This is a genomic window from Streptomyces sp. WAC04114 (genome assembly GCF_019733245.1).
Classification (GTDB): Bacteria; Actinomycetota; Actinomycetes; order Streptomycetales; family Streptomycetaceae; genus Streptomyces; species Streptomyces massasporeus_A.
Window position 1 is genome coordinate 1 of the sequence record NZ_JAIGQA010000140.1, and the last position, 22556, is coordinate 22556.

The following is a 22556-nucleotide window of genomic DNA, read 5'->3' on the forward strand; positions in this document are numbered from 1 at the left end:
GCCGGTGCGCGGCGCGGACGGCACGGTGACCGCCGCCGTGTCGATCGTGGTGCCCCACGCGGACGCCCAGGTCCCGGTGCTGGGCCCGGCGGTGCGGGTTGCGGCGCGCGGGATCTCGCGGGCGCTGGGGTGGCAGCCCTGAGCGGCGGCGGGGCTCGACGGACGCCGTGGGTTCAGGCTTCCCGGGCCGGGGTCATGGCCCAGCGGATGGTCCGGGTCAGGGCGCGGCCGGTGGGGCGTACCGCGAGGTCCTCGACGACCGGGACCCGGGGCAGCCACAGCATGCCGCGTGCCCAGGGCGGGAGCAGGGTCACGGCGTTCGCGGCCAGCCCGCCGTAGAAGGGCCGTACGGGGAGGGGCAGGGGCGGCTGGAACAGCAGGAAGCGGGCGGCTGCCCTGGCCTCGGGCGTGGCCCGCAGTTCGGGCCGGTAGGCGGTCAGGCGCTCGGCCAGTTCGCCGCGGTCGCGCGGCGGGTCGACCGCCCCCAGCGCCTCGGCGACGCGCGCGGTGTCGGCGACGTAGGCGTCGTAGCCGGCGGCGTCCAGGGGCCGGGACCCGTAGCGTGCATGGGCGCGCAGGAAGCTGTCCGTCTCGGCGGCGTGCACCCAGCCCAGCAGATGCGGGTCGGCCGCGTGGTACGGCACGCCCTCGGCGCTCGTGCCGCGGATCCGTTCGTGGATGCCGCGCACGTGGTCGACCGCCTCCTGGGCGTCCGTGGCGGTTCCGTACGTCGTCACGGCCAGGAAGGTGCTGGTGCGCTGCAGGCGGCCCCACGGGTCGCCGCGGAAGCCGGAGTGGCCGGCGACCGCCGCCATCGCGAGCGGGTGCAGCGACTGCAGGAGCAGGGCGGTCAGCCCGCCGATGAACATCGAGGCGTCGCCGTGGACCGTGCGGATCGGCCGGTCCGGTGCGAACCAGCGCGGGCCGGGCGTGTGGTGGATACGGGCACGGGTCGCGGGTCCACCGGGTCCCGCGACGCGGCGGAACAGGGCCTGGCCCAGCTGTTCACGGACTCCGGTCAGCACGGGCGGCCTCCCTTCTCCTGCTGACCAGTGTCCGGCATGCCTCGCCCGTGCGGGCGTTTCGGGCCGGAATGCTTCAGGAACCCGGCCCGTTCGCCGCGCGGTCGGCCCGGCCCCCGGCGCCGAGCGGTCCGGTGTAGCGGACCGGGCCCGAAGCCTCCAAACGGGGCAGTGCGCGGCGCGCGACGCGCAGGACCACCGGGGGCATGGCCGGGCGGATCGGCTGGGCGAGGCGCAGCCACGCCGGTGCGTAGACGGCCGTACGGCGGCGCTCCATGCCGGTGACCAGGCGGGCGGCGACGGTGCCCACGGGGTACACGCGGCGGGCCGGTGGCGGCATGTGCAGGCGCAGTTCGCGCAGGACGTCGTACTGGTCGGCGTCACGGATCATGTCGGTGTCCGTCCAGTTGAGGTAGGCGATGCCCACCCCGACCCCGCGGTGCGCCACCTCCGCGCGCAGCGAGTGCGCGAAGGCCTCGACCCCCGCCTTGGAGGCGCAGTAGGCGCTCATCAGCGGGGCGGCGCCGATCGAGGCCAGGGAGGCGACCTGGAGGAAGTAGCCCGCCGTGGCGAGCAGGTCCGGCAGGAACGCCCGGGCCGTCTGGGCGCTGCCGGTGAGGTTGACGTCGATCACGCGGCGCCAGGCTGCCGGGTCCGAGGCGAGGAGTGCGCCGCCCTCGGCGATGCCGGCGTTCGCCACCACGGCCGAGGGCGGGCCGAGTCGCTCCCGCACGGTGTCCGCCGCTGCTTCCAGCGCGGAGAGGTCGGTGACGTCGGCCTCCAGGGCGAGGGCCGGGCCCGGCAGGGAGGCGGCGACCGCGTCCAGCCGGCTCTTCTCGTGGCCGACGAGCGCGACCCGGGCGCCGCGCCGGGCGACCTCGCGGGCCACGGCCGCGCCCACGCCGCGGGCGGCTCCGGTGACGACGATCGTGCGCTCGGCGAGCGGACTGCCGGCCATGGGCTGCCCTTCCTTCCGGCACCGGCCCTGCCCCGGAGGGCCGGGTTCAGCGCCTGGCTCCGGTGCGGTCGCGGTGGGCGAGGAGCCGCTGGGCCCCGGCGGCCAGGCCGGGAGCCCGGTTGCGGCGCAGGGCGGCCCGGGCGGCGTTGGCCCCCGGCGCACCGTGCACCCCGCCGCCGGGATGGGCTCCGGCGGAGGCGAGGTACAGGCCCGGTACCGGGGTCTCCGGGCGGCCGGTACCGGGCAGGGGGCGGAACACGAGCTGCTGATGCATGGCGGTGGTGCCGCCGTTGATGGCGCCGCCCGCGAGATTGCCGTCGAGCACCTCCAGGGTCGGTGGCGCCAGGATGCGGCGGCCCCGGATCAGTGAGCGGAAGCCGGGTGCGAAGCGCTCCACCTGGCGTTCGACGCGGTCGGCCATGAGTTCCTGGTCCTTGGTGTCCCAGCGGCCGGTGATGCCCTCGTCGGCGGCGTCGCCGCGGATCTCGTGCGGGATGTGGGTGTACGCCCAGGCCGATTCGGTGCCCCGGGGGGAGCGGGTGGCGTCGGAGGTGGTCATCTGGCCGAAGATCGTGAACGGCCGGTCCGGGACCTGCCGCATGGCGATCTGCGCGGTGAAGCGGGTCAGCTCGTCCATGCCGTCGGCGAGGTGCACGGTGCCGGCCCGGGACGCCGCCTCGCTCTGCCAGGGCACCGGCCCGTCGAGAGCCCAGTCGACCTTGAACGTGGCGAAGTCCCACTGGAAGCGCCGCAGGTCGTCGAGGAGTTGGGTGGGCAGGTGAGCGGGGTCGACCAGCTCGCCGTACAGGGCGGGCACCGACACGTCCGCGAGTACCGCCCGGCGGGCCGGCACCGCGTCACCGCCCGCCGTGCGCACACCGACGGCCCGCCCGCCGCGCACGACGACGTGCTCGACGCGCTGCCCGCACCGGACCCGTCCGCCCCGGGTCCCCAGACGCCGGACCAGGGCGGAGGTCAGCGCGCCGGAACCGCCGACCGGGACCGGGAAGCCGTAGGTCTGGCCCAGCATGGCCATCAGCCAGCCGAAGCCGCCGCTGCCGGCCGACTCGGGGGCGAGGTCGGCGTGCAGGGCGTTGCCGGCCAGCAGCAGCCGTCCGCCCTGGCCGCGGAACTCCTCCTCCCCCAGGCGCCGCACCGGCAGCACCAGGGAGCGGGCCACGCGCAGTCCGCCCGCGGCCCGCAGCCGCAGTGCGAGCCGGGCCGTGGCGCGCAGGGGCGGGAACGGGGTGAACAGGGCGTCCAGGAGGCCGGGGCGCAGGCTCTGCCACACCTGGTGCAGCCGCTGCCAGGCGGTTCCGTCGCCCGGCTCGAAGGTGTCGAGGGACGCGGCCGTGGTGTCGATGTTCCGGTCCAGGACGGCGCAGCTGCCGTCGGTGAGGGGGTGGGCCAGCACGCTGGGCGCGTGGCTCCAGCGCAGCCCGTGCTCCTCGGGGCGCAGCGCGGCCAGGACGGGCGAGGCGGCCGCGAGGGGGTAGAAGGAGCTGAACAGGTCGTTGACGAAGGCGGGGTCCACGCCCCGGTCGTGACGGACGGCGCCGCCCGGTTCGGGCTGTTCCTCCAGCACCTCGACGCTCCATCCGGCGTCCGCGAGGACGTTGGCAGCCACCAGGCCGTTGGGACCCGCGCCGATCACCACGGCGTCAGGCATGGCCGGTTCCGTCCGCGTCGGACCCCACGGTCACCTGGCCCAGGCCGCGGCGGGTGCCTCCCGGGACCCGCGCCTCGGCCTCGCACAGTTTGGCCAGCCGGGACAGCATGGCGCGGTGGCGGAGCTGGATCAGCGCCTCGAAGCCGACGTTGTGCAGCCGGCCGCCCGCGCCCCGCAGGGGATGCTCGTCCACGATCACCAGGCAGTGCTCGCCCCAGGGCCGCAGCTCGATCGCGATGCGTGCCGTGCCGAGCGCGCCGGCGTGGGCCTCCAGCTCCAGCAGCTTGCCTTCCTCGCAGTGGCGGACGACCGTCTCGTTGTCGAGCCGCACCGGGCCGAGACGGACCTCGTAGCCGATCGCCGCGCCGGTGCGCGGCCACTGCCCGCGCACCGGGTGGGACTCGGAGGTGCCCACCACCCATTCCGCGTAGCGGTGGCCGTCGGCGAGGACGTCCCACACGGCGCCCGGGCCGACTCGGATCAGGTGATGGCGTACGGCCACGGATGCCTCCTGCTGCCTCGACCGGTGGTCTGCGTTCACCCCGAGTGCCCAGGTAGCCGTGGTTCAACAGCGCGGTCCGGCGGCTCGCCGCTGTCGCGCCACAGGGTGCGTGAGAGCGCTCTCACGATGCAGGTGCAGGCCCATCAGGCATGCCTCCCTTCCCGCTCGCGCTTTCCCTTCGACACCGGCCCGTTCAAGCTGTGCACTCACCGACCGCCTCCGCACCAATCCCGGCTTTACCTCTTGACGCCCCGGGTCGCGTGGAGCACATTGACGGCACTTTGAGAGCGCTCTCACCCTCCCGCATCCGATCCGAGAGGCATCCCCACATGAGCGACACCACCGGCACCTCCCGCAGACGGCGCCCGTTGCGGCGGGCGTTCGTCGCCGTCGTCAGCACGCTCGGCCTCGCGGTCGCCGCCTCCGCGGTCGCGACCCCGTCCGCGACCGCCTCCGCGCCGACACCCCCGTCGGGCTGGACGCAGCTGTTCCTGGACGACTTCAACGGTGCCGCCGGCACCGGCGTCAACACCTCCGACTGGCAGTACGCGACCGGCCGGGGTTACCCGGGCGGCCCAGCGGGCTGGGGCACCGGCGAGATCGAGACGATGACGAACAGCACGGACAACGTCGCACTCGACGGCAACGGCAACCTCCGCATCACGCCCCGGCGGGACGCGGCCGGCAACTGGACCTCCGGCCGGATCGAGACCAACCGCACCGACTTCCAGCCCCCGGCCGGCGGCAAGCTCCGCGTCGAGTCGCGCATCCAGGTGCCGAACGTCACCGGCGCCGCCGCCAAGGGCTACTGGCCGGCGTTCTGGATGCTGGGCGCCCCCTACCGCGGCAACTACTGGAACTGGCCGGCGGTCGGCGAGCTGGACATCATGGAGAACACCCAGGGCATGAACACGGTGTTCGCGACGATGCACTGCGGCACCTCCCCGGGCGGCCCCTGCAACGAGACCAGCGGCATCGGGGGCTCGACCACCTGCCAGGGCACCTCCTGCCAGGCCGGTTTCCACACGTACCGGATGGAGTGGGACCGCTCGACGAGCGTCGAGGAGATCCGCTTCTACCTCGACGGCGTCAACTACCACACCGTGCGGGCGAACCAGGTCGACGCGACGACCTGGAAGAACGCCACCGACCACGGCTTCTTCGTCATCCTGAACGTCGCGATGGGCGGCGGCTTCCCCGACGCGTTCGGCGGCGGCCCGGACTCCGGGACGCAGCCGGGCCACGCGATGGTCGTCGACTACGTGCAGGTGCTGTCGTCCGGCGGCGGCACCACACCCCCGCCGACCGGGAACCGCGACGCCTACTCCGCCATCCAGGCCGAGTCCTACGACGGCCAGTCCGGCGTGCTCACCGAGACGACGACCGACTCCGGCGGCGGGCAGAACGTCGGCGCGCTGGCCAACGGCGACTGGCTGCAGTTCAAGGGCGTCAACTTCGGCTCCACGGCGGCCCGGCAGTTCAGCGCCCGGGTCGCGAGCGGCGCGGCGAACGGCGCCAGCGGGCTGGTCGAGGTGCGGCTGGACAGCCGCGGCAACGCGCCCATCGGCAGCTTCGCGGTGGGCAACACCGGCGGCTGGCAGTCGTGGCGGACCGTGCCGGCGAACATCAGTGGCGTGACCGGCACGCACGACGTGTATCTGACCTTCACCAGCGGGCAGCCGGCGGACTTCGTGAACGTCAACTGGTTCACCTTCGGGCGCTGATCCGGCCCGGGAAGGGGCTCCACGCGTGCGTGGGGCCCCTTTTCGACGTCCTCAGCGCAACTCCGCCCGGAACGCCGCCGGGGTCTGGTCGGTGTGCTGGTGGAAGAACTTGGAGAAGTTCGCCGCGTCGGGGAAGCCGACCGCCACACCGACCCGGCCGATGGGCAGTTCGGTGTGGGCGAGGAGCCGCTTGGCCTCGAGGACCACGCGCTTGTCGATGAAGGCCTTGGGGGTCTCACCGGTCGCGGCGCGCACCGCCCGGACCAGGGTGCGGCGGGAGTAGCCGAGCGCGTCGGCGTAGGCGCTGACGCTGTGGTTGGTGGCGAAGTCCCGCTCCACGGCGTCCCGGAAGAGGGTGAAGGTGGAGTCGGACCGCTGCCGCAGGGACTGCGCCGTACTCGCCGCGAGGTGGGCGAGCCGCAGCAGGAACGCCGTCAGCGTGTGGCGCAGGACGGCGGTGTGCAGGCTCAGCGGGAGCGTGGCGGTGTCCTCGTACTCGCGCAGCAGCTGGGCGAGCGCGGCCCGCAGACCGGCGAGTTGGGCCGCGTCGGGGCGCAGCAGCGGCGGCAGTTCGTACCGGTAGAGACCGGTGGCCTCCACGGTCGAGCGGGGCAGAAAGCCGGGCTGCATGGTCAGCACGGTTCCGCGGTACTCGCTGCTGCGCGAGAAGCGGTGGACCTGCCCCGGGCGGATCCACAGCAGGTCCCCGGCCGTGGCCTCGTACTCGGTGAAGTCGACCATGTGCCGGACCGGGCCCGCGCCGAACAGCATCACGACGTGGAAGTCGATGCGGTGCACGCGCTCCAGGGGCGCGTCGGCGTGCCAGGTGCGGCCGGTTCCCATCGGACCGATCTGCATGCCGACGCCGCCGACGCTGAGCTCGACCGGGAAGGGGAACGTATCGATCCCGTCGCCGCCTTGGATGGTTCTGTCCACGATGTCCACCAAGTACCCCTCGTACCGCCCGGTTCGGTGTCCTGCTGCCGGTGGGTGTCCCACTTTCACCACAGGCTGGCACACGCCGACCTTCCGCCGTAAAAGTCAGACTTTTAATTTTGAACGCGTCAGCCAGCAACTTCGCTCCCATCGAGGACTTCTTGAAGATGAGCACGCAGACAGCGGACCGCTTCGCATGGACCGAACTCGACCGGCGTGCCGTCGACACCGCCCGCCTTCTGGCGGCGGATGCCGTCCAGCGGGTCGGCAACGGCCACCCCGGTACCGCGATGAGCCTGGCTCCGGCCGCCTACACGATCTTTCAGAAGGTGATGCGGCACGACCCCGCGGATCCCGAATGGACCGGCCGTGACCGCTTCGTCCTGTCCCCCGGCCACACCTCGCTGACCCTCTACACGCAGCTCTACCTCGCGGGCTACGAACTGGAGCTGGACGACCTCAAGGCGTTCCGCACGCACGGCTCCAAGACTCCCGGCCACCCCGAGTACGGGCACACCGCCGGCGTGGAGACCACCACCGGCCCGCTGGGCCAGGGCGTCGCGAACGCCGTCGGCATGGCGATGGCAGCCCGGTACGAGCGCGGCCTGTTCGACCCGGACGCCCCCGAGGGCGACTCGCCCTTCGACCACACGATCTGGGCGATCGTCTCCGACGGCGACCTCCAGGAGGGCGTCTCCGCGGAGGCCTCCTCGCTCGCCGGCCACCAGAAGCTCGGCAACCTGGTCTTCCTCTACGACGACAACCACATCTCCATCGAGGGCGACACCGCGACCGCGTTCTCCGAGGACGTACTCAAGCGCTACGAGGCCTACGGCTGGCACGTGCGGCGGATCGAGCCGCAGGAGGACGGCGACGTCGACGTGCAGGCCCTGTACGCGGCGCTGAAGGCCGCTCAGGCCGAGACGGAGCGCCCGTCGATCATCGCGATGCGCACGATCATCGCCTGGCCCGCCCCGAACGCGCGCAACACCGAGGCCTCCCACGGCTCGGCGCTCGGCGAGGACGAGGTCGCGGCCACCAAGCGCCTGCTCGGCTTCGACCCGGAGCGGTCCTTCGAGGTCGCCGACGAGGTGCTGGCCCACACCCGCCTGGCCCTGGACCGGGGCGCGGAGGCGCGCACCGCCTGGGACAAGCGGATCGCCGTCTGGCGGTCCGAGAACCCGGAGCGGGCCGCCACGTTCGACCGGGTGAGCAAGGGCGAGCTGCCCGAGGGCTGGGAGGACGCCCTGCCGGTGTTCGAGGCGGGCAAGGCGGTCGCCACCCGGGCAGCGTCCGGGAAGGTCCTCCAGGCGCTCGGCCCGGTCGTCCCCGAGCTGTGGGGCGGCTCCGCCGACCTCGCGGGCTCCAACAACACCACCATCGACAAGACCAGCTCCTTCCTCCCGGTCGGCAACCCGCTGCCGGAGGCCGACCCGTACGGCCGCACGGTGCACTTCGGCATCCGCGAGTTCTCGATGGCCGCGGAGATGAACGGCATCGCGCTGCACGGAAACACCCGCGTCTACGGCGGCACCTTCCTGGTGTTCTCCGACTACATGCGCAACGCGGTGCGGATGTCGGCCCTGATGCAGCTGCCGGTGACGTATGTGTGGACGCACGACTCCATCGGCCTCGGCGAGGACGGCCCGACCCACCAGCCGGTGGAGCACCTGGCCGCGCTGCGGGCCATCCCGGGCCTGAACGTCGTCCGCCCCGCCGACGCCAACGAGACCGCGGTCGTCTGGGCCGAGATCCTCGAGCGGCACGGCACCGCCCCGGCCCCGCACGGCCTCGCGCTCACCCGCCAGGGCGTGCCCACGTACGAGCCGGACCCGGACGCGGCGCGCGGCGGTTACGTGAGGTTCGAGGCGGAGGGCGGCACGCCCCAGGTGATCCTGATCGCCACCGGCTCCGAGGTGCACGTCGCCGCCGGGGCGCGCGAGTTGCTCCAAGGCGCCGGTGTGCCCACCCGTGTCGTGTCGATGCCGTCCGTGGAGTGGTTCGAGGAGCAGCCGCGCTCCTACCGTGACAGGGTGCTGCCGCCGTCCGTCAAGGCCCGGGTCGCCGTCGAGGCCGGGATCGGGCTGACCTGGCACCGGTTCGTCGGGGACGCGGGACGCATCGTCTCCCTGGAGCACTTCGGTGCCTCCGCCGACGCCAAGACCCTGTTCGCCGAGTACGGCTTCACCCCAGAGAACGTGGTCGCCGCCGCGCGGGAATCCCTCACCGCCGCCCGTGGCTGATCCGACCGCCCGAAAGAAGATGATCACTGTGACCGAAGCGACCGCGCACGCGGGAGCACTGAAGCGCCTGTCCGACGAGGGCGTGTCGATCTGGCTCGACGACCTGTCGCGCCGGCGGATCGAGTCCGGCAACCTGGCCGACCTCGTCGCCACGAGGAACGTCGTCGGCGTCACCACCAACCCGTCCATCTTCCAGGCCGCCATCGGCTCCGGCGCGGGCTACGAGGAGCAGCTCGCCGACCTGGCGGTGCGCGGGGTGACCGTGGACGAGGCCGTGCGGATGATGACGACCGCCGACGTCCGGGCCGCCGCCGACGTCCTGCGGCCGGTGTACGAGGCGACCGGCGGCCGGGACGGCCGGGTCTCCATCGAGGTCGATCCGCACCTCGCTCACGACACGACGGCGACCGTCGCAGAGGCCAAGCAGCTGGCGTGGCTGGCGGACCGTCCCAACGTGATGATCAAGATCCCGGCGACGAAGGCGGGCCTTCCGGCGATCACCGAGGTGATCGGCGCGGGCATCAGCGTGAACGTGACGCTGATTTTCTCCCTGGAGCGGTACCGCGAGGTGATGGACGCCTATGTCGCCGGCCTGGAGAAGGCCCGGGCGGCCGTTCTCGACCTGTCGGGCATCCACTCGGTCGCCTCGTTCTTCGTCTCCCGTGTGGACTCCGAGATCGACAAGCGGCTGACGCTGCTGGGCACGGACGAGGCCCTCGCCCTGAAGGGCCGGGCGGCCCTGGCCAACGCGCGGCTCGCCTACGAGGCGTACGAGCAGGTCTTTGCCGGGGCGCGCTGGCAGGCGCTGGGCGGCGCCCGTGCGAACCGGCAGCGCCCCCTTTGGGCCTCCACCGGTGTGAAGGACCCCGCATACAAGGACACCCTGTACGTGGACGAACTGGTGGCCCCCGGCACGGTCAACACCATGCCGGAGGCCACGCTGAACGCCGTCGCCAGCCACGGCGACGTCCAGGGCGACACGGTCACCGGCGGTTATGCCCAGGCCCGTGCCGACCTGGCGGCCGTCGAACGGCTCGGCATTGCATACGACGAGGTGGTGCGGCAACTGGAGGACGAGGGCGTGGCCAAGTTCGAGGTGGCCTGGCAGGAGCTGCTGGACGCGGTCACCAAGTCCTTGAACAGCAAGGGAGTTGACGCGGAATGAGTGAGGGCATCGGGGGCATCCCCCAGACGGCCGAACAGGAGACCAAGGGCACCAAGGAGGAGAAGGAGGCCCGGGCCGCACAGGAGGCGGCCGGGGTGGAGCAGACCGGGGTGAGCGGGCACGCTCCCCGGACGGAGCACGCCGACACTCACTTCGAGAACCCCCTGCGCGACCCGCGCGACCGCCGTCTGCCGAGGATCGCGGGGCCCTCCGGGCTCGTCATCTTCGGCGTGACCGGCGACCTGTCCCGCAAGAAGCTGATGCCGGCCGTGTACGACCTGGCCAACCGCGGTCTGCTGCCACCGGGCTTCTCCCTGGTGGGCTTCGCCCGCCGGGACTGGGAGGACCAGGACTTCGCACAGGTGGTGCACGACGCGGTCCGCGAGCACGCGCGCACCCCGTTCCGCGAGGAGGTCTGGCAGCAGCTCGCCGAGGGCATGCGGTTCATCCCTGGCGACTTCGACGACGACACGGCGTTCAAGCAGCTGCGCTCCGCCGTCGAGGAGCTGGACGCCTCCCGGGGCACCAGCGGCAACTACGCCTTCTACCTGTCGGTGCCGCCGAAGTTCTTCCCGAAGGTTGTTCAGCAGCTGAAGAAGCACAAACTGGCCAGTGCTCCCGAGGGTTCCTGGCGCCGGGCGGTCATCGAAAAGCCGTTCGGGCACGATCTGCGGTCCGCCGAGAAGCTCAACGCGATCGTGCACGACGTGTTCGACCCGGAGCAGGTCTTCCGGATCGACCACTACCTGGGCAAGGAGACCGTCCAGAACCTCCTGGCGCTGCGTTTCGCCAACCAGATGTTCGAGCCGATCTGGAACCGGTCCTACGTCGACCACGTGCAGATCACCATGGCCGAGGACATCGGCATCGGCGGCCGGGCCGGCTACTACGACGGCATCGGCGCCGCCCGTGACGTCATCCAGAACCACCTGCTCCAGCTGATGGCGCTCACCGCGATGGAGGAACCGGCAGCCTTCGACGCCGCCTCGCTGCTCACGGAGAAGCTGAAGGTCCTCAAGGCGGTCCGGCTGCCGCAGGAACTGGGGCAGGGCACCGTGCGCGGCCAGTACGCGGCCGGGTGGCAGGGCGGCGTGAAGGTGCGCGGCTACCTGGAGGAGGAGGGCATCGACCCGTCCTCCACGACCGACACCTATGCCGCGGTCCGGCTCCAGGTGGACAACCGCCGCTGGGCGGGCGTCCCGTTCTACCTGCGCACCGGCAAGCGGCTGGGCCGCCGGGTGACGGAGATCGCCGTGGTCTTCCAGCGGGCCCCGCACTCCCCCTTCGACTCCACCGCCACCGAGGAGCTCGGCTCCAACGCGATCGTCATCCGCGTCCAGCCGGACGAGGGCATGACGGTCCGCTTCGGCTCCAAGGTGCCGGGCACCTCGATGGAGATCCGGGACGTCACGATGGACTTCGCCTACGGCGAGTCGTTCACCGAATCGAGCCCCGAGGCCTACGAACGGCTGATCCTTGACGTCCTCCTGGGCGACGCCAACCTGTTCCCCCGTCACCAGGAAGTGGAAGAGTCCTGGAAGATCCTCGACCCGATCGAGCAGTACTGGGCCACGCACGGCCGGCCCGCGCAGTACGCCTCGGGCAGCTGGGGACCCGAGGAGGCAGACGAGATGCTCGCACGAGACGGACGGAGCTGGCGCAGGCCATGAAGATCGACCTGACCGACACCACGGCAAGCAAGATCAACAAGGCGCTGGTGCAGGGGCGCCGCGCCATCGGCACACCCGCCGTGGGCATGGTCCTGACGATGGTGATCGTCACGGACGAGGAGAACGCCTACGACGCGATCAAGGCGGCCGAGGAGGCCTCGCACGAGCACCCCTCGCGCACCCTGGTCGTCATCAAGCGCCACGCCCGCACCCCGCGCGACCGCCAGTCCTCCCGCCTCGACGCCGAGGTCCGGGTGGGCGCCGACGCGGGCACCGGCGAGACCGTGATCCTCAGGACCTACGGCGAGGTGTCCGACCACGCCGACTCCGTGGTGCTGCCGCTGCTGCTGCCGGACGCGCCGGTGGTGGTGTGGTGGCCGGTGGATGCCCCGGAGGTGCCCTCGAAGGACCCGGTCGGGGCGTTGGCCCAGCGGCGGATCACCGACCTGTACTCCGTCGAGAACCCCCTGGAGGCGCTGCAGACCCGGGTCCGCTCCTACGCCCCCGGCGACACCGACCTGGCCTGGACCCGGCTGACGCCCTGGCGTTCGATGCTGGCGGCGGCGCTGGACCAGGCCCGGGCCCGGATCGTGTCGGCGGCGGTGGAGGCCGAGGCCGAGAACCCGGCCGCCGAGCTGCTGGCCCGCTGGCTGGAGGCGCGGCTGCACGTGCGGGTCGACCGGGTGGTCACCGCCGGGCCGGTCGTCACGGCCGTACGCCTGGGCACCGAGAGCGGCGAGATCGTCATCGACCGCCCCGAGGGACCGCTGGCCACGCTGACCCTGCCGGGCCAGCCGTCGCGCACCCTCGCCCTGAAGGTCCGTGCCACCTCCGAACTCATCGCCGAGGAGCTGCGGCGCCTCGACGCGGACGAGATGTACGCCATCGCCCTGAACGGCGAGGCAACCGAGGAGACCCCCGCTCATGCCTGACTCCCCCTCCGGTTCCCCGAGGCTCAACCGGCGTCCCGAGTGGACCGCCCTGGAGCACCACCGCAAGGACGCCCTGCCGCAGCCCGATCTGCGGGAGCTGTTCGCGGCGGATCCGGGACGCGCCGAGCGCTACGTCGTGCACGTGGGCGACCTGCGCATCGACTACTCCAAGCACCTGGTCACCGACGAGACGCTGTCCCTGCTGCAGGAGCTCGCCGCCGCGACCGATGTGTTCGGGCTGCGCGACGCCATGTTCGCCGGCGAGAAGATCAACATCACCGAGGACCGGGCCGTGCTGCACACCGCGCTGCGCGCCCCGCGGGACGCCGTGGTCGAGGTCGACGGGGAGAACGTCGTCCCGGGCGTGCACGCCGTGCTCGACAAGATGGCGGCCTTCGCGGACCGGGTGCGCTCCGGGGAGTGGACCGGCCACACCGGCAGGCGCATCCGCAACGTCGTCAACATCGGCATCGGCGGCTCGGACCTCGGCCCGGCGATGGCCTACGAGGCGCTGCGGCCGTTCACCGATCGGAATCTGACGTTCCGCTTCGTGTCGAACGTGGACGGCTCGGACCTGCACGAGGCGGTGCGCGACCTGGACCCGGCGGAGACGCTGTTCATCGTCGCGTCCAAGACCTTCACCACGATCGAGACGATCACCAACGCGACCTCGGCGCGGTCCTGGCTGCTGAGAGGTCTCGGGGGCGACGAGAAGGCGGTTGCCCAGCACTTCGTCGCGCTGTCGACGAACGCGGAGAAGGTCGCCGACTTCGGCATCGACGTCGACAACATGTTCGAGTTCTGGGACTGGGTCGGCGGCCGCTACTCGTACGACTCCGCGATCGGCCTGTCCCTGATGATCGCCATCGGCCCGGACCGCTTCCGGGAGATGCTCGACGGCTTCCGCATCGTCGACGAGCATTTCCGCAACGCCCCGGCCGAGGCCAACGCCCCGCTGCTGCTGGGCCTGCTGGGCATCTGGTACGTCAATTTCCTCGACGCCCAGTCGCACGCGGTACTGCCCTACAGCCACTACCTGTCCAAGTTCACCGCCTACCTCCAGCAGCTCGACATGGAGTCCAACGGCAAGTCGGTGGACCGCGACGGGAAGCCGGTGGAGTGGCAGACCGGGCCGGTGGTGTGGGGCACGCCCGGCACCAACGGGCAGCACGCCTACTACCAGCTCATCCACCAGGGCACCAAGCTCATCCCGGCCGACCTGATCGGCTTCGCCCGGCCCGTCGCCGAGCTGAGCGAGGAACTGAAGGCGCAGCACGACCTGCTGATGGCCAACCTGTTCGCGCAGGGGCAGGCGCTCGCCTTCGGCAAGACCGCAGAGGAGGTCCGCGCGGAAGGCGTGCCCGAGGAGCAGGTGCCGCACCGCACCTTCCGGGGCAACCACCCCACCACGACGATCCTGGCCACCGAACTGTCCCCGTCGGTCCTCGGCCAGCTGGTCGCCCTCTACGAGCACAAGGTGTTCGTGCAGGGCGCCGTCTGGAACATCGACTCCTTCGACCAGTGGGGCGTCGAGCTCGGCAAGGTACTCGCCAAGCGCGTCGAGCCCGCCCTGACCGAGGGCGCTGACGTCCCCGGTCTCGACCCGTCCACGGCCGCCCTGGTGGCCGCCTACCGCAAACTTCGGGAAGTGAACTGACATGCAGATCGGTCTTGTGGGTCTCGGCAAGATGGGCGGCAACATGCGCGAGCGCCTGCGCAACGCCGGCCACACCGTCATCGGCTACGACACCAACCCCGAGAAGTCCGACGCCGACAGCCTGGCCGACCTCGTCAACCAGCTGGAAGCGCCCCGCACGGTGTGGGTCATGGTCCCGGCCGGCGAGCCCACCCAGCACGTCATCGACCGCCTGGGGGACCTCCTCAAGCCGTACGACACGGTCGTCGACGGCGGAAACTCGCGCTGGACGGACGACGAGAAGCACGCCGAGGAGCTGAGCAAGCGCGGCATCGGCTTCGTCGACGCGGGCGTCTCCGGCGGCGTGTGGGGCCTGAAGAACGGCTACGCCCTGATGGTCGGCGGCGAGAAGGAGACCGTCGACCGGCTCCAGCCGATCTTCGAGGCGCTCAAGCCGGAAGGCCCGTACGGCTACGTCCACGCGGGCAAGGTCGGCGCCGGGCACTTCGCGAAGATGGTTCACAACGGCATCGAGTACGCGATGATGCAGGCCTACGCCGAGGGCTGGGAGCTGTTGGAGGCCGTGGACTCCGTGGACAACGTCCGCGAGGTGTTCCGCTCCTGGCAGCAGGGCACCGTCATCCGGTCCTGGCTGCTCGACCTGGCGGTGGACGCCCTGGACGAGGACGAGCACCTGGAGATGCTGAGGGGCTATGCCCAGGATTCCGGTGAGGGACGCTGGACGGTGGAGGCCGCGATCGACAACTCCGTGCCGCTGCCCGCGATCACCGCCTCGCTCTTCTCCCGGTTCGCCTCCCGCCAGGACGACTCGCCGCAGATGAAGATGATCGCGGCGCTGCGCAACCAGTTCGGCGGCCACGCCGTCGAGTCCGCGAAGAAGGCGTAGGACCGTGGGTGATCTGCTGCTGGTCCGCCACGGCGAGACGGAGTGGAGCCGGAGCGGACAGCACACCAGCTTCACCGACCTGCCCCTCACCCCGCACGGTGAGGAGCAGGCCGAGTCCCTCGTCCCGCTCCTGGCGGGCCGTGTCTTCGCGCTCATCCTGACCAGCCCGCTCGTCCGCGCGGTGCGCACCGCCGAACTCGCGGGCCTGACCGGGACCGTGCGGGACATGGACCTGCACGAGTGGTTCTACGGCGCCTACGAGGGCGTCACCACCGAGGAGACACACCGCACCCGCCCCGACTGGGACCTGTGGACCGACGGGTGCCCGCCCGGCCCCGACGGAGACCCCGGCGAGTCCCCGGAGGAGGTCGGCGAACGCGCCGACCGGGTGCTGGCCCGGGCGGAGAAGTCGCTGCCCGAGGGCGATGTGATGCTGGTGGCGCACGGCCACTTCCTGCGCGTCCTGACGGCCCGTCGGCTGGGCCTGTCCCCGGCGGAGGGACGGCTGTTCCGGCTGGAGACCGGGACGGTCAGCCGACTGTCGACCGAGCACGGCCGGCCCGTGATCGCGGAGTGGAACTCCAGGGCGTAACGAGCCCCGGCCGGAGGTGAGTTGACAGCCTCCGGCCGGGCGCGTCAGAGTCCCCGCTGATGGAGATCGACGACATGACACCCGCCGAGGAGCGGGTGTGGCGCGCCTTCCCACGCGGGCAGGACGTGGACTTCCGGGGCGCGGCCGACGAGGACCCGGCACGGGGCGCGGACTGGGGACCCGACCGGACCGTACGGGCGACCGTGCTGCGGGCCCTGCTGCTGAGCGCCCCGCAGGAGGACGGGGAGACCGCCGCCCTCAGACTGGCCGGCGCGCGGATCACCGGGGAACTGCTCCTCCAGTACGCCGACATCGACCACGCCGTGCGCCTCAGCGGCTGCTTCTTCGAGGACACGCCCGTGCTGTACGCGGCGCGACTGCGGCAGCTGAACCTGCGCGGCTCGGTCCTGCCCGGTCTGGACGCCGCCACCCTGCGCGTGGACGGCGTCCTGCGCATGTCGGACTGTCTGTTCGACGGGCCCGTGCGGCTCGGCGGGGCGCAGATCTCCGGCGCGCTGTTCCTGGACGGGGCCGAGATCGACGAGCCGCCGTCCGGTCAGCCGGCGCTCCAGCTCAACCATCTGACCGTCGGGGACGGCCTGTCGGCGCCGGGCCTGCGCACACGCGGCGAGGTGCGGCTGACGGGCGCGTCCGTCGCCGGCTCGATCGACCTCAACGGGGCGCGGTTGCAGGCCGGAGCGGGCGAGGTCGCCCTGGACGCGGAGACGCTCACGGTGGAGGGCGACGCCCTGCTGCGCGAGGCGGACGTGCTGGGCTGGATCGGCCTGCGCGGCGCCCGGATCGCGGGCCGGCTCGACCTGTCGCACGCGCGGCTGGCGAACCCGGGTGACGCAGCGCTGCGGGCCAGCAGCTGCACCATCGGGGAACTCTGGGTGCGCAAGGGACCTCCCATGGACGGCACCCTCAATCTCCGGCGCGCCCAGATGGACGTGCTGTTCCTGGAGCCGGAGGCGGTCCCAGGCGAGGTCCTGCTCAACAGCCTCGTCTACACCTCCCTCACCCCGCACGAGCCCGCCGAACGGCGCCTGGCGATGCTGGAGCGGGACGGCGAGGGCTATGTCCCGCACGCCTACGAGCAGTTGACCGCCGCCTACCGCAGGATCGGCGACGACCCCGCCGCCCGCCTGGTCCAGCTCGCCAAGCAGCGCCGCCGCCGCGGCACCCTGCCCTGGTACGGCCGGTTGTGGGGTCATGTGCAGGACGCCACCGTCGGCTACGGCTTCCGCCCCCTGCGGGCCGCGGGCTGGCTGGTGTCGCTGCTCGTGGTCGGCTCCCTCGCCTACGCGCTGCACCACCCCGCGCCGCTGAAGGCGGACGAGGCCCCGCAGTTCAACCCGGTGTTCTACACCCTCGACCTGCTGCTGCCGGTGATCTCCTTCGGTCAGGAGGCCGCGTTCGCCCCGACCGGCGGGTACCAGTGGCTCTCCTACGCCCTGGTGCTCACGGGCTGGATCCTCGCCACCACCGTCGTCACCGGCATCACCCGGACCGTCAGCCGCCAGTGAGCGCCCGTACCGTGTGCTGCGCGGCCAGTCGCACCGGGGCGTTGACGGCGCCGTATCCCCGGTAGCCGCCGTCGCGCTGCACCAGTTCGAAGAAGACCCGCCCGACGGTGCGGGTGTAGCAGTGGCGGAAGACGCCGTGGTCGTCGCGGTCGTAGAGGATGCCGAGGTCGCGGTAGGTCTCCAGCTCGCCGTCGGCGAACTCGAAGCGGGCGGCGAGGTCGTCGTAGTAGTTCGCGGGCACCGGCAGGAGGCTGCCGCCCGCCGCGCGGAACCGGCGCGCCGCGGCGACCACGTCGTCGGTGGCCAGGGCGATGTGCTGGGCATGGACGGTGTCGTCGCTGGGCGCGGCGCCGACGGTGAGGGCGATCCGGACGCTGCCGTCGGGGTTGGTGACGGCACGGCTGCGCATCAGACCGTAGGGGTCGGCGACGTCCACGCTCTCCTGGGCGTGCAGGCCGAGCACGCCCCGGTGGAAGAGGGCCGCCTCGTCGAAGTGGTGCCAGGGCTGGGTGAGGGCGAGGTGGTCGATGCCCCGGATGCCCGGCTGCGCCGGGGGCGCGCCCGTGTTCTCGAAGTCGGCCCGCCAGTCGGGCAGTTCCGGGCGGCCGGTGGCGCAGAAGAACAGTTCCGTGCCGTCGGGCGCGGCGACCGCGTCCAGCGGGGCGTCCTGCGGCGCGCGGCGGCGCGGCAGGACGGGCGCGAGCAGGGCCTCGGCCCGCCGGGCGGCTCCGGCCGGGTCCGGCGACTCCAGCCCGATCGCGGCGAGCCGGGTGCCGTCGCGGCGCACGGCCGTCCCGGTGTTGACCAGGACCCGGGCCTCGCCCTGCTCCCACAGGGCGACGGGCTTGCCGCGATGGCGGGCGGTGCGGGTGAAGCCCAGGGAGCCGAGCAGGGCGGCCAGCGGTTCGGCGTCGGGTGTGACCAACTCGGCGAAGGCGACGCCGGTGGGGACGACGGGGTCGGGCAGGGGCGCCCTGCCGACCGTCTCCTGAAGGACCAGCAGGGAGCGCCGGGCGTCGACAGCGGTCGGACCGGCGTCGGCCTGCCGGAAGACGTCGTTGAAGACCTCCAGGGAGAGGGGGCCGTCGTAGCCGGTGGCCAGTACGTGCCGCGCCAGACCCGCCACGTCGAAGCCGCCCTGGCCGGGGAAGCAGCGGTAGTGGCGGCTCCACTGGAGCACGTCCATGGCGAGCAGCGGAGCGTCGGCGAGCTGGAGGAAGAAGATCTTCTCGCCGGGGATGTCCGCGATGCCCTTGGGGTCCGAGCCGCGCGAGAGGATGTGGAAGCTGTCCAGGCAGGTGCCGAGCGCGGGGTGACCGGCCGACTCCACGATGCGCCAGGCGTGGTCGTACGTACTGATGTGCCGCCCCCACGCGAGTGCCTCGTAGGCGACCCGGATGCCGGACTCCGCCGCCAGGTCGGCGAGCCGGCTCAGCTGCTCGGCGGCGAGGGCGTCGTCGTCCACCGCCTGCGGGGAGACGCTGGAGCAGACGAGGACCGTGTCGGCGCCGAGGCGGCGCATCAGCTCGAACTTGTGCCGGGCCCGCCGCAGGTTCCGGGCGAACTCCGCCTCGGGGACGGCCTCGATGTCCCGCATCGGCTGGTAGAGGTCGATGCGGAGCCCGAGGTCGGCGCAGCGGGCGCGGATGTCCTCGGGGGTGAGGGGGCAGGCCAGCAGGTCGTTCTCGAAGATCTCCACCCCGTCGAAGCCGGCCCGGGCGGCGGCGTCGAGTTTCCCGGTGAGGGAGCCGCTGAGGGAGACGGTGGCGATGGACGTACGCACGTCGGTACCTCCCTCTAGTGCGGAGCTCCGACGGCCCCGGCCAGTTCGGTCAGGTCCGCCAGCATCCGCGCGGCGTCGGGTTCCCGGCCGGTGAACAGGCGGAACGCGTCGGCGGCCTGGAAAGCGGCCATGCCGCCGCCGTCGAGGGTGGCGCAGCCCAGGCCTCGGGCGGTCCGCAGCAGCTCGGTCTCCAGCGGGCGGTAGACCACCTCGGCCACCCACAGGCCGGAGTGGAGCAGTTCGGCGGGCAGGGGCAGGCCGGGGTGGGCGGCCATGCCGGTGGGGGTGGCGTGCACGATACCGTCGGCGCGGGCGAGCAGCTCGGCCTGCCGGTCCGGGGAGGCGGCGGCCGCCCGGCCCTGGCCGAAGGTCCGGTTGAGGGCTCGGGCCAGGGCCGCGGCCCGTTCGGGCAGGGCGTCGACGACGGTGACCCGCCCGGCGCCGAGGGTGAGCGTGGCGTGGGCGACGGCCGCCCCCGCACCGCCGGCGCCCAGCTGCACGACCCGCTCCAGCGGCGCGTCGGGCAGCCCGCGCGCGAACGAGGCCGCGAAGCCGGTGACGTCCGTGTTGTGGCCGACCGCGCGGCCGTCCTCGAAGACGACGGTGTTGACCGCGCCCAGCGCCTCGGCCTGTGGGGCGAGGGCGTCCAGGTGCTCGATGACGAGCTGCTTGCAGGGGTGCGTGATGTTGAGCCCGTCGAAGCCCAGGTCGCGGGCGGCCCGCAGCAGGTCGCCGACCGCCTCGGGCGCCACCCCGAGCGTGTCGATGTCGATCAGCCGGTACACCAGGCGCAGGCCCTGCCGGTCCGCCTCCCGCTCGTGCAGCGCCGGGCTGAGTGACGGACCGATGCCGGAACCGATCAGTCCGACGAGATACGACTCCTTGGGCACGTGCGCCTCCCGAGCGGCTCACTAATGTACGAACCAGTACGTTAGCTATATCAGGCGAGCACGGGCTCGGGAAGACCCCACGGGCGGACGGGCCCCTGCTTCTAGAATCACCGGCACCGGACCCTCCGCCCGAAGGAACCTGATGACCAGCGTCGAAGAACCGGCACGATCCGGCGAGCGCATCCGTGACGCCGCCCGCACCCGGGCCGAGATCCTCGACGTCGCCACCCAGGAGTTCGCCCGGGCCGGCTACGACGGCGCCCGGGTCGACGAGATCGCCGCCCGCACCCGCACCACCAAGCGGATGATCTACTACTACTTCGGCGGCAAGGAGCAGCTGTTCACAGCTGTGCTGGAACGCGCGTACGGCGTGATCCGGGAGGCCGAGCAGGAGCTCGACGTCGACCACCTGGACCCGGTGGCGGCGATCCGGCGGCTGGCCGAGCTGACCTTCGACCACCACGAGCAGCACCCGGACTTCATCCGCCTGGTCAGCATCGAGAACATCCACGAGGCCCACCACATCGCCGGCTCCGAGAAGCTCGGCAAGATCGGCTCCCCCGCCCTGGACGTGATCCGCCGGATCCTGGCGTCGGGCCAGGAGTCCGGCCTGTTCACGGCCGACGTCGACGCCGTCGACCTGCACGCGATGATCTCCTCCTTCTGCTTCTTCCGGGTCTCCAACCGGCACACCTTCGGCGCGCTGTTCGGCCGCGACCTGCTCGACGGGGCGCAGCGCGCGCACTACCGCGCCATGCTGGGCGACATGGTGATCGCGTATCTGACGGCGGAGCGCTCGGCGGACTGAACGGCCCATGCACCACCCCTTGACACCGGCGGTACGCGGGCGCAGCATCTCTGGCCATCCCCTACTAACTACCCAGTGGGTTAATTAGCCGCGATCCGGCACGTCCCCTCTGCTCGTCCGTCGCCCCGCTCTGCGTAGTGTGGAGCCCCCCGAAGGAGCCGCCGTGTCCGTCCCCGCCATGCCCTCAGGGTCCGCCGCCCCACCCGGTCAGCCCCGGAAGGCCGCCACCGCCGCCTGGATCGGCAGCGCCCTGGAGTACTACGACTTCTTCATCTACGGCAGCGCAGCAGCGCTGATCTTCCCCGAGGTGTTCTTCGACGAGTCCGACCCGGCGACCGCGACCCTGCTGTCGCTGGCCACGTTCGGTGTCGCGTACGCCGCCCGCCCGGTGGGCGCGCTGGTGCTCGGGCACTTCGGTGACAAGCTCGGCCGCAAGAAGATCATGGTCTTCACGCTGATGCTGATGGGCCTGTCGACGTTCCTCATCGGCTGTCTGCCGACCCGGGACCAGGTCGGTTCACTCGCTCCCGTCCTGCTGGTGCTGTGCCGGGTGCTGCAGGGCATCTCGGCGGCGGGCGAGCAGGCCAGCGCCAACTCCATGACGCTGGAGCACGCGCCACCGGACCGGCGCGGCTTCTTCACCAGCTTCACCCTCAGCGGCACACAGGGCGGCCAGCTGCTGGCCACGCTGGTCTTCATCCCGGTCGCCGCGCTGCCCGAGGACCAGTTGCTGTCGTGGGGCTGGCGGCTGCCGTTCTGGCTGAGCGTCGCCGTCGCCGTCGCCGGCTGGGTCATCCGCCGCAAGCTGGACGAGACGCCGGCCTTCGCCCAGCAGGCCGCCGAGGAGGGCGTGGTCAAGCTGCCCCTGGTGATCCTGCTCCGCGAGCACTGGGCGGATGTGCTGCGGGTGATCGCGGGCGCGCTGATCGCCTCGGTCAGCACGATCTTCACGGTGTGGGCGCTGGCGTACGCCACGAGCGACGCGGTCGGCATGTCGCGCACGGCCATGCTGTGGGTGGGCGCCCTGGCCAATGTCGTCGCTCTCGCCGCGATCCCGCTGTGGGCGACGCTGTCCGACCGGATCGGACGCCGCCCGGTGTTCCTGATCGGCGCGGCCGGCAGCGCGGTGACGATGTTCCTGTACCTGTGGGCGGTCTCCACGGGCTCCTACCCGCTGACGTTCGTGACGGGCATCGTCTGCTTCGGCGTGGTCTACAGCGCCGCGAACGGGGTGTGGCCCGCGTTCTACGGCGAGATGTTCGCGACCCGGGTCCGGCTGTCCGGCGTGGCCATCGGTACGCAGATCGGGTTCGCGGCGGCCGGGTTCGCGGTGACGTTCGCGGCGCAGATCGCGGGACCGGGGGGTGACGACTGGTCGGCGGTGGCGCTGTTCACGGCGGCGTTGTGCGTGCCGCCGGTGGTCGCGGCGGTGTCGGCGCGGGAGACGCACCGGGTTCCCACGGAGTCGCTGGGGGAACGGGGCGGGCTCGGGGGCGAGGCCTCGCGGCCGGAGAAGGTGACGGCCTGACGCCGCGCATTCCACCGGCTGCTTTCGAGGCCCGGTCGTGGATGGTCCTCGGGTGCGGGTGCGGG

At 72.3% G+C, this 22556-nt stretch carries 18 protein-coding genes and 1 pseudogene; 12 read left to right on the top strand and 7 right to left on the bottom strand.

All coding sequences use genetic code 11. The annotated features are described in order from the left end of the window. Positions 1 to 139: pseudogene (locus K4G64_RS40570) on the top strand (IclR family transcriptional regulator); the annotation flags it as partial. A gap of 34 nt (positions 140 to 173) precedes the next feature. On the opposite strand, the gene K4G64_RS28650 reads toward K4G64_RS40570, so the two are convergent. The 4 genes from K4G64_RS28650 to K4G64_RS28665 form a co-directional block, all read right to left on the bottom strand. Further along, a complete protein-coding gene (locus tag K4G64_RS28650) occupies positions 174 to 1025 on the bottom strand; it encodes an oxygenase MpaB family protein (protein WP_221758873.1) in 852 nt (283 codons plus the stop codon). Between the two features lie 73 nt (positions 1026 to 1098). Continuing rightward, positions 1099 to 1980 carry an SDR family oxidoreductase gene (locus tag K4G64_RS28655; protein WP_221758874.1) on the bottom strand — a complete coding sequence of 294 codons (882 nt, stop codon included), beginning with the start codon at positions 1978 to 1980 and terminating at the stop codon, positions 1099 to 1101. Between the two features lie 46 nt (positions 1981 to 2026). Further along, complete coding sequence (locus K4G64_RS28660) at positions 2027 to 3649, bottom strand: NAD(P)/FAD-dependent oxidoreductase (protein WP_221758875.1); 1623 nt, start codon at positions 3647 to 3649, stop codon at positions 2027 to 2029. Then, entirely contained in the window at positions 3642 to 4151 is a 510-nt protein-coding gene (locus K4G64_RS28665) for an SRPBCC family protein (protein WP_221758876.1), read from the bottom strand. The genes K4G64_RS28660 and K4G64_RS28665 overlap by 8 nt, the downstream gene beginning before the upstream one ends. 329 nt (positions 4152 to 4480) lie before the next feature. On the opposite strand from K4G64_RS28665, the gene K4G64_RS28670 reads away from it, so the two are divergent. Further along, positions 4481 to 5875 carry a glycoside hydrolase family 16 protein gene (locus K4G64_RS28670; RefSeq protein WP_221758877.1) on the top strand — a complete coding sequence of 465 codons (1395 nt, stop codon included), beginning with the start codon at positions 4481 to 4483 and terminating at the stop codon, positions 5873 to 5875. 51 nt (positions 5876 to 5926) lie between these two features. Here K4G64_RS28670 and K4G64_RS28675 read toward each other — a convergent pair whose 3' ends face one another. Continuing rightward, positions 5927 to 6814 (bottom strand): AraC family transcriptional regulator, encoded by an 888-nt coding sequence (locus K4G64_RS28675; RefSeq protein ID WP_221758889.1) that lies wholly within the window; start codon positions 6812 to 6814, stop codon positions 5927 to 5929. A gap of 164 nt (positions 6815 to 6978) precedes the next feature. Here K4G64_RS28675 and tkt point away from each other — a divergent pair, with 164 nt between their 5' ends. The 8 genes from tkt to K4G64_RS28715 are packed head-to-tail and all read left to right on the top strand — an operon-like array spanning position 6979 to position 17482. After that, positions 6979 to 9054, top strand: a complete 2076-nt coding sequence (tkt, locus tag K4G64_RS28680; RefSeq protein ID WP_221758878.1) for a transketolase — start codon at positions 6979 to 6981, stop codon at positions 9052 to 9054. A 19-nt stretch (positions 9055 to 9073) separates the two neighbouring features. Continuing rightward, positions 9074 to 10219 carry a transaldolase gene (tal, locus tag K4G64_RS28685; RefSeq protein ID WP_221758879.1) on the top strand — a complete coding sequence of 382 codons (1146 nt, stop codon included), beginning with the start codon at positions 9074 to 9076 and terminating at the stop codon, positions 10217 to 10219. After that, entirely contained in the window at positions 10216 to 11889 is a 1674-nt protein-coding gene (gene zwf / locus K4G64_RS28690) for a glucose-6-phosphate dehydrogenase (RefSeq protein WP_221758880.1), read from the top strand. The genes tal and zwf overlap by 4 nt, the downstream gene beginning before the upstream one ends. Beyond that, positions 11886 to 12821: a glucose-6-phosphate dehydrogenase assembly protein OpcA gene (gene opcA, locus K4G64_RS28695; protein ID WP_221758881.1), complete on the top strand. Its 936-nt coding sequence runs from the start codon at positions 11886 to 11888 to the stop codon at positions 12819 to 12821. The genes zwf and opcA overlap by 4 nt, the downstream gene beginning before the upstream one ends. Continuing rightward, positions 12814 to 14478, top strand: coding sequence for a glucose-6-phosphate isomerase (gene pgi / locus K4G64_RS28700; protein WP_221758882.1), 1665 nt, complete (start codon positions 12814 to 12816; stop codon positions 14476 to 14478). The genes opcA and pgi overlap by 8 nt, the downstream gene beginning before the upstream one ends. 1 nt (position 14479) lies before the next feature. Next, positions 14480 to 15364 carry a phosphogluconate dehydrogenase (NAD(+)-dependent, decarboxylating) gene (gnd, locus tag K4G64_RS28705; protein WP_221758883.1) on the top strand — a complete coding sequence of 295 codons (885 nt, stop codon included), beginning with the start codon at positions 14480 to 14482 and terminating at the stop codon, positions 15362 to 15364. 4 nt (positions 15365 to 15368) lie between these two features. Beyond that, on the top strand, positions 15369 to 15956 hold the full coding sequence (locus tag K4G64_RS28710; RefSeq protein WP_221758884.1) for a histidine phosphatase family protein: 588 nt from the start codon (positions 15369 to 15371) through the stop codon (positions 15954 to 15956). Positions 15957 to 16015: 59 nt separating this feature from the next. Then, a complete protein-coding gene (locus K4G64_RS28715; protein ID WP_221758885.1) occupies positions 16016 to 17482 on the top strand; it encodes a membrane-associated oxidoreductase in 1467 nt (488 codons plus the stop codon). Here the strand turns inward: K4G64_RS28715 and K4G64_RS28720 are convergent. Together K4G64_RS28720 and K4G64_RS28725 are read right to left on the bottom strand one after the other, a co-directional pair. Further along, complete coding sequence (locus K4G64_RS28720; protein ID WP_221758886.1) at positions 17469 to 19265, bottom strand: bifunctional sugar phosphate isomerase/epimerase/4-hydroxyphenylpyruvate dioxygenase family protein; 1797 nt, start codon at positions 19263 to 19265, stop codon at positions 17469 to 17471. The two genes, K4G64_RS28715 and K4G64_RS28720, sit on opposite strands and share 14 nt — an antisense overlap. Before the next feature lie 14 nt (positions 19266 to 19279). Next, positions 19280 to 20155 carry a shikimate dehydrogenase gene (locus K4G64_RS28725; RefSeq protein WP_221758887.1) on the bottom strand — a complete coding sequence of 292 codons (876 nt, stop codon included), beginning with the start codon at positions 20153 to 20155 and terminating at the stop codon, positions 19280 to 19282. A 142-nt stretch (positions 20156 to 20297) separates the two neighbouring features. On the opposite strand from K4G64_RS28725, the gene K4G64_RS28730 reads away from it, so the two are divergent. Both K4G64_RS28730 and K4G64_RS28735 read left to right on the top strand, forming a co-directional pair. Further along, complete coding sequence (locus tag K4G64_RS28730) at positions 20298 to 20963, top strand: TetR/AcrR family transcriptional regulator (protein WP_190903509.1); 666 nt, start codon at positions 20298 to 20300, stop codon at positions 20961 to 20963. Between the two features lie 163 nt (positions 20964 to 21126). Then, positions 21127 to 22491, top strand: a complete 1365-nt coding sequence (locus tag K4G64_RS28735; protein WP_221758888.1) for an MFS transporter — start codon at positions 21127 to 21129, stop codon at positions 22489 to 22491. The last annotated feature ends 65 nt before the right edge of the window (positions 22492 to 22556 follow it).

Coding starts and splice junctions, on each gene's coding strand:
- gnd (WP_221758883.1), top strand. CDS start 14,480: ATGCAGATCGGTCTTGTGGGTCTCGGCAAGATGGGCGGCAACATGCGC.
- tkt (WP_221758878.1), top strand. CDS start 6,979: ATGAGCACGCAGACAGCGGACCGCTTCGCATGGACCGAACTCGACCGG.
- K4G64_RS28730 (WP_190903509.1), top strand. CDS start 20,298: ATGACCAGCGTCGAAGAACCGGCACGATCCGGCGAGCGCATCCGTGAC.
- opcA (WP_221758881.1), top strand. CDS start 11,886: ATGAAGATCGACCTGACCGACACCACGGCAAGCAAGATCAACAAGGCG.
- K4G64_RS28655 (WP_221758874.1), bottom strand. CDS start 1,980: ATGGCCGGCAGTCCGCTCGCCGAGCGCACGATCGTCGTCACCGGAGCC.
- pgi (WP_221758882.1), top strand. CDS start 12,814: ATGCCTGACTCCCCCTCCGGTTCCCCGAGGCTCAACCGGCGTCCCGAG.
- tal (WP_221758879.1), top strand. CDS start 9,074: ATGATCACTGTGACCGAAGCGACCGCGCACGCGGGAGCACTGAAGCGC.
- zwf (WP_221758880.1), top strand. CDS start 10,216: ATGAGTGAGGGCATCGGGGGCATCCCCCAGACGGCCGAACAGGAGACC.
- K4G64_RS28670 (WP_221758877.1), top strand. CDS start 4,481: ATGAGCGACACCACCGGCACCTCCCGCAGACGGCGCCCGTTGCGGCGG.
- K4G64_RS28715 (WP_221758885.1), top strand. CDS start 16,016: ATGGAGATCGACGACATGACACCCGCCGAGGAGCGGGTGTGGCGCGCC.
- K4G64_RS28660 (WP_221758875.1), bottom strand. CDS start 3,649: ATGCCTGACGCCGTGGTGATCGGCGCGGGTCCCAACGGCCTGGTGGCT.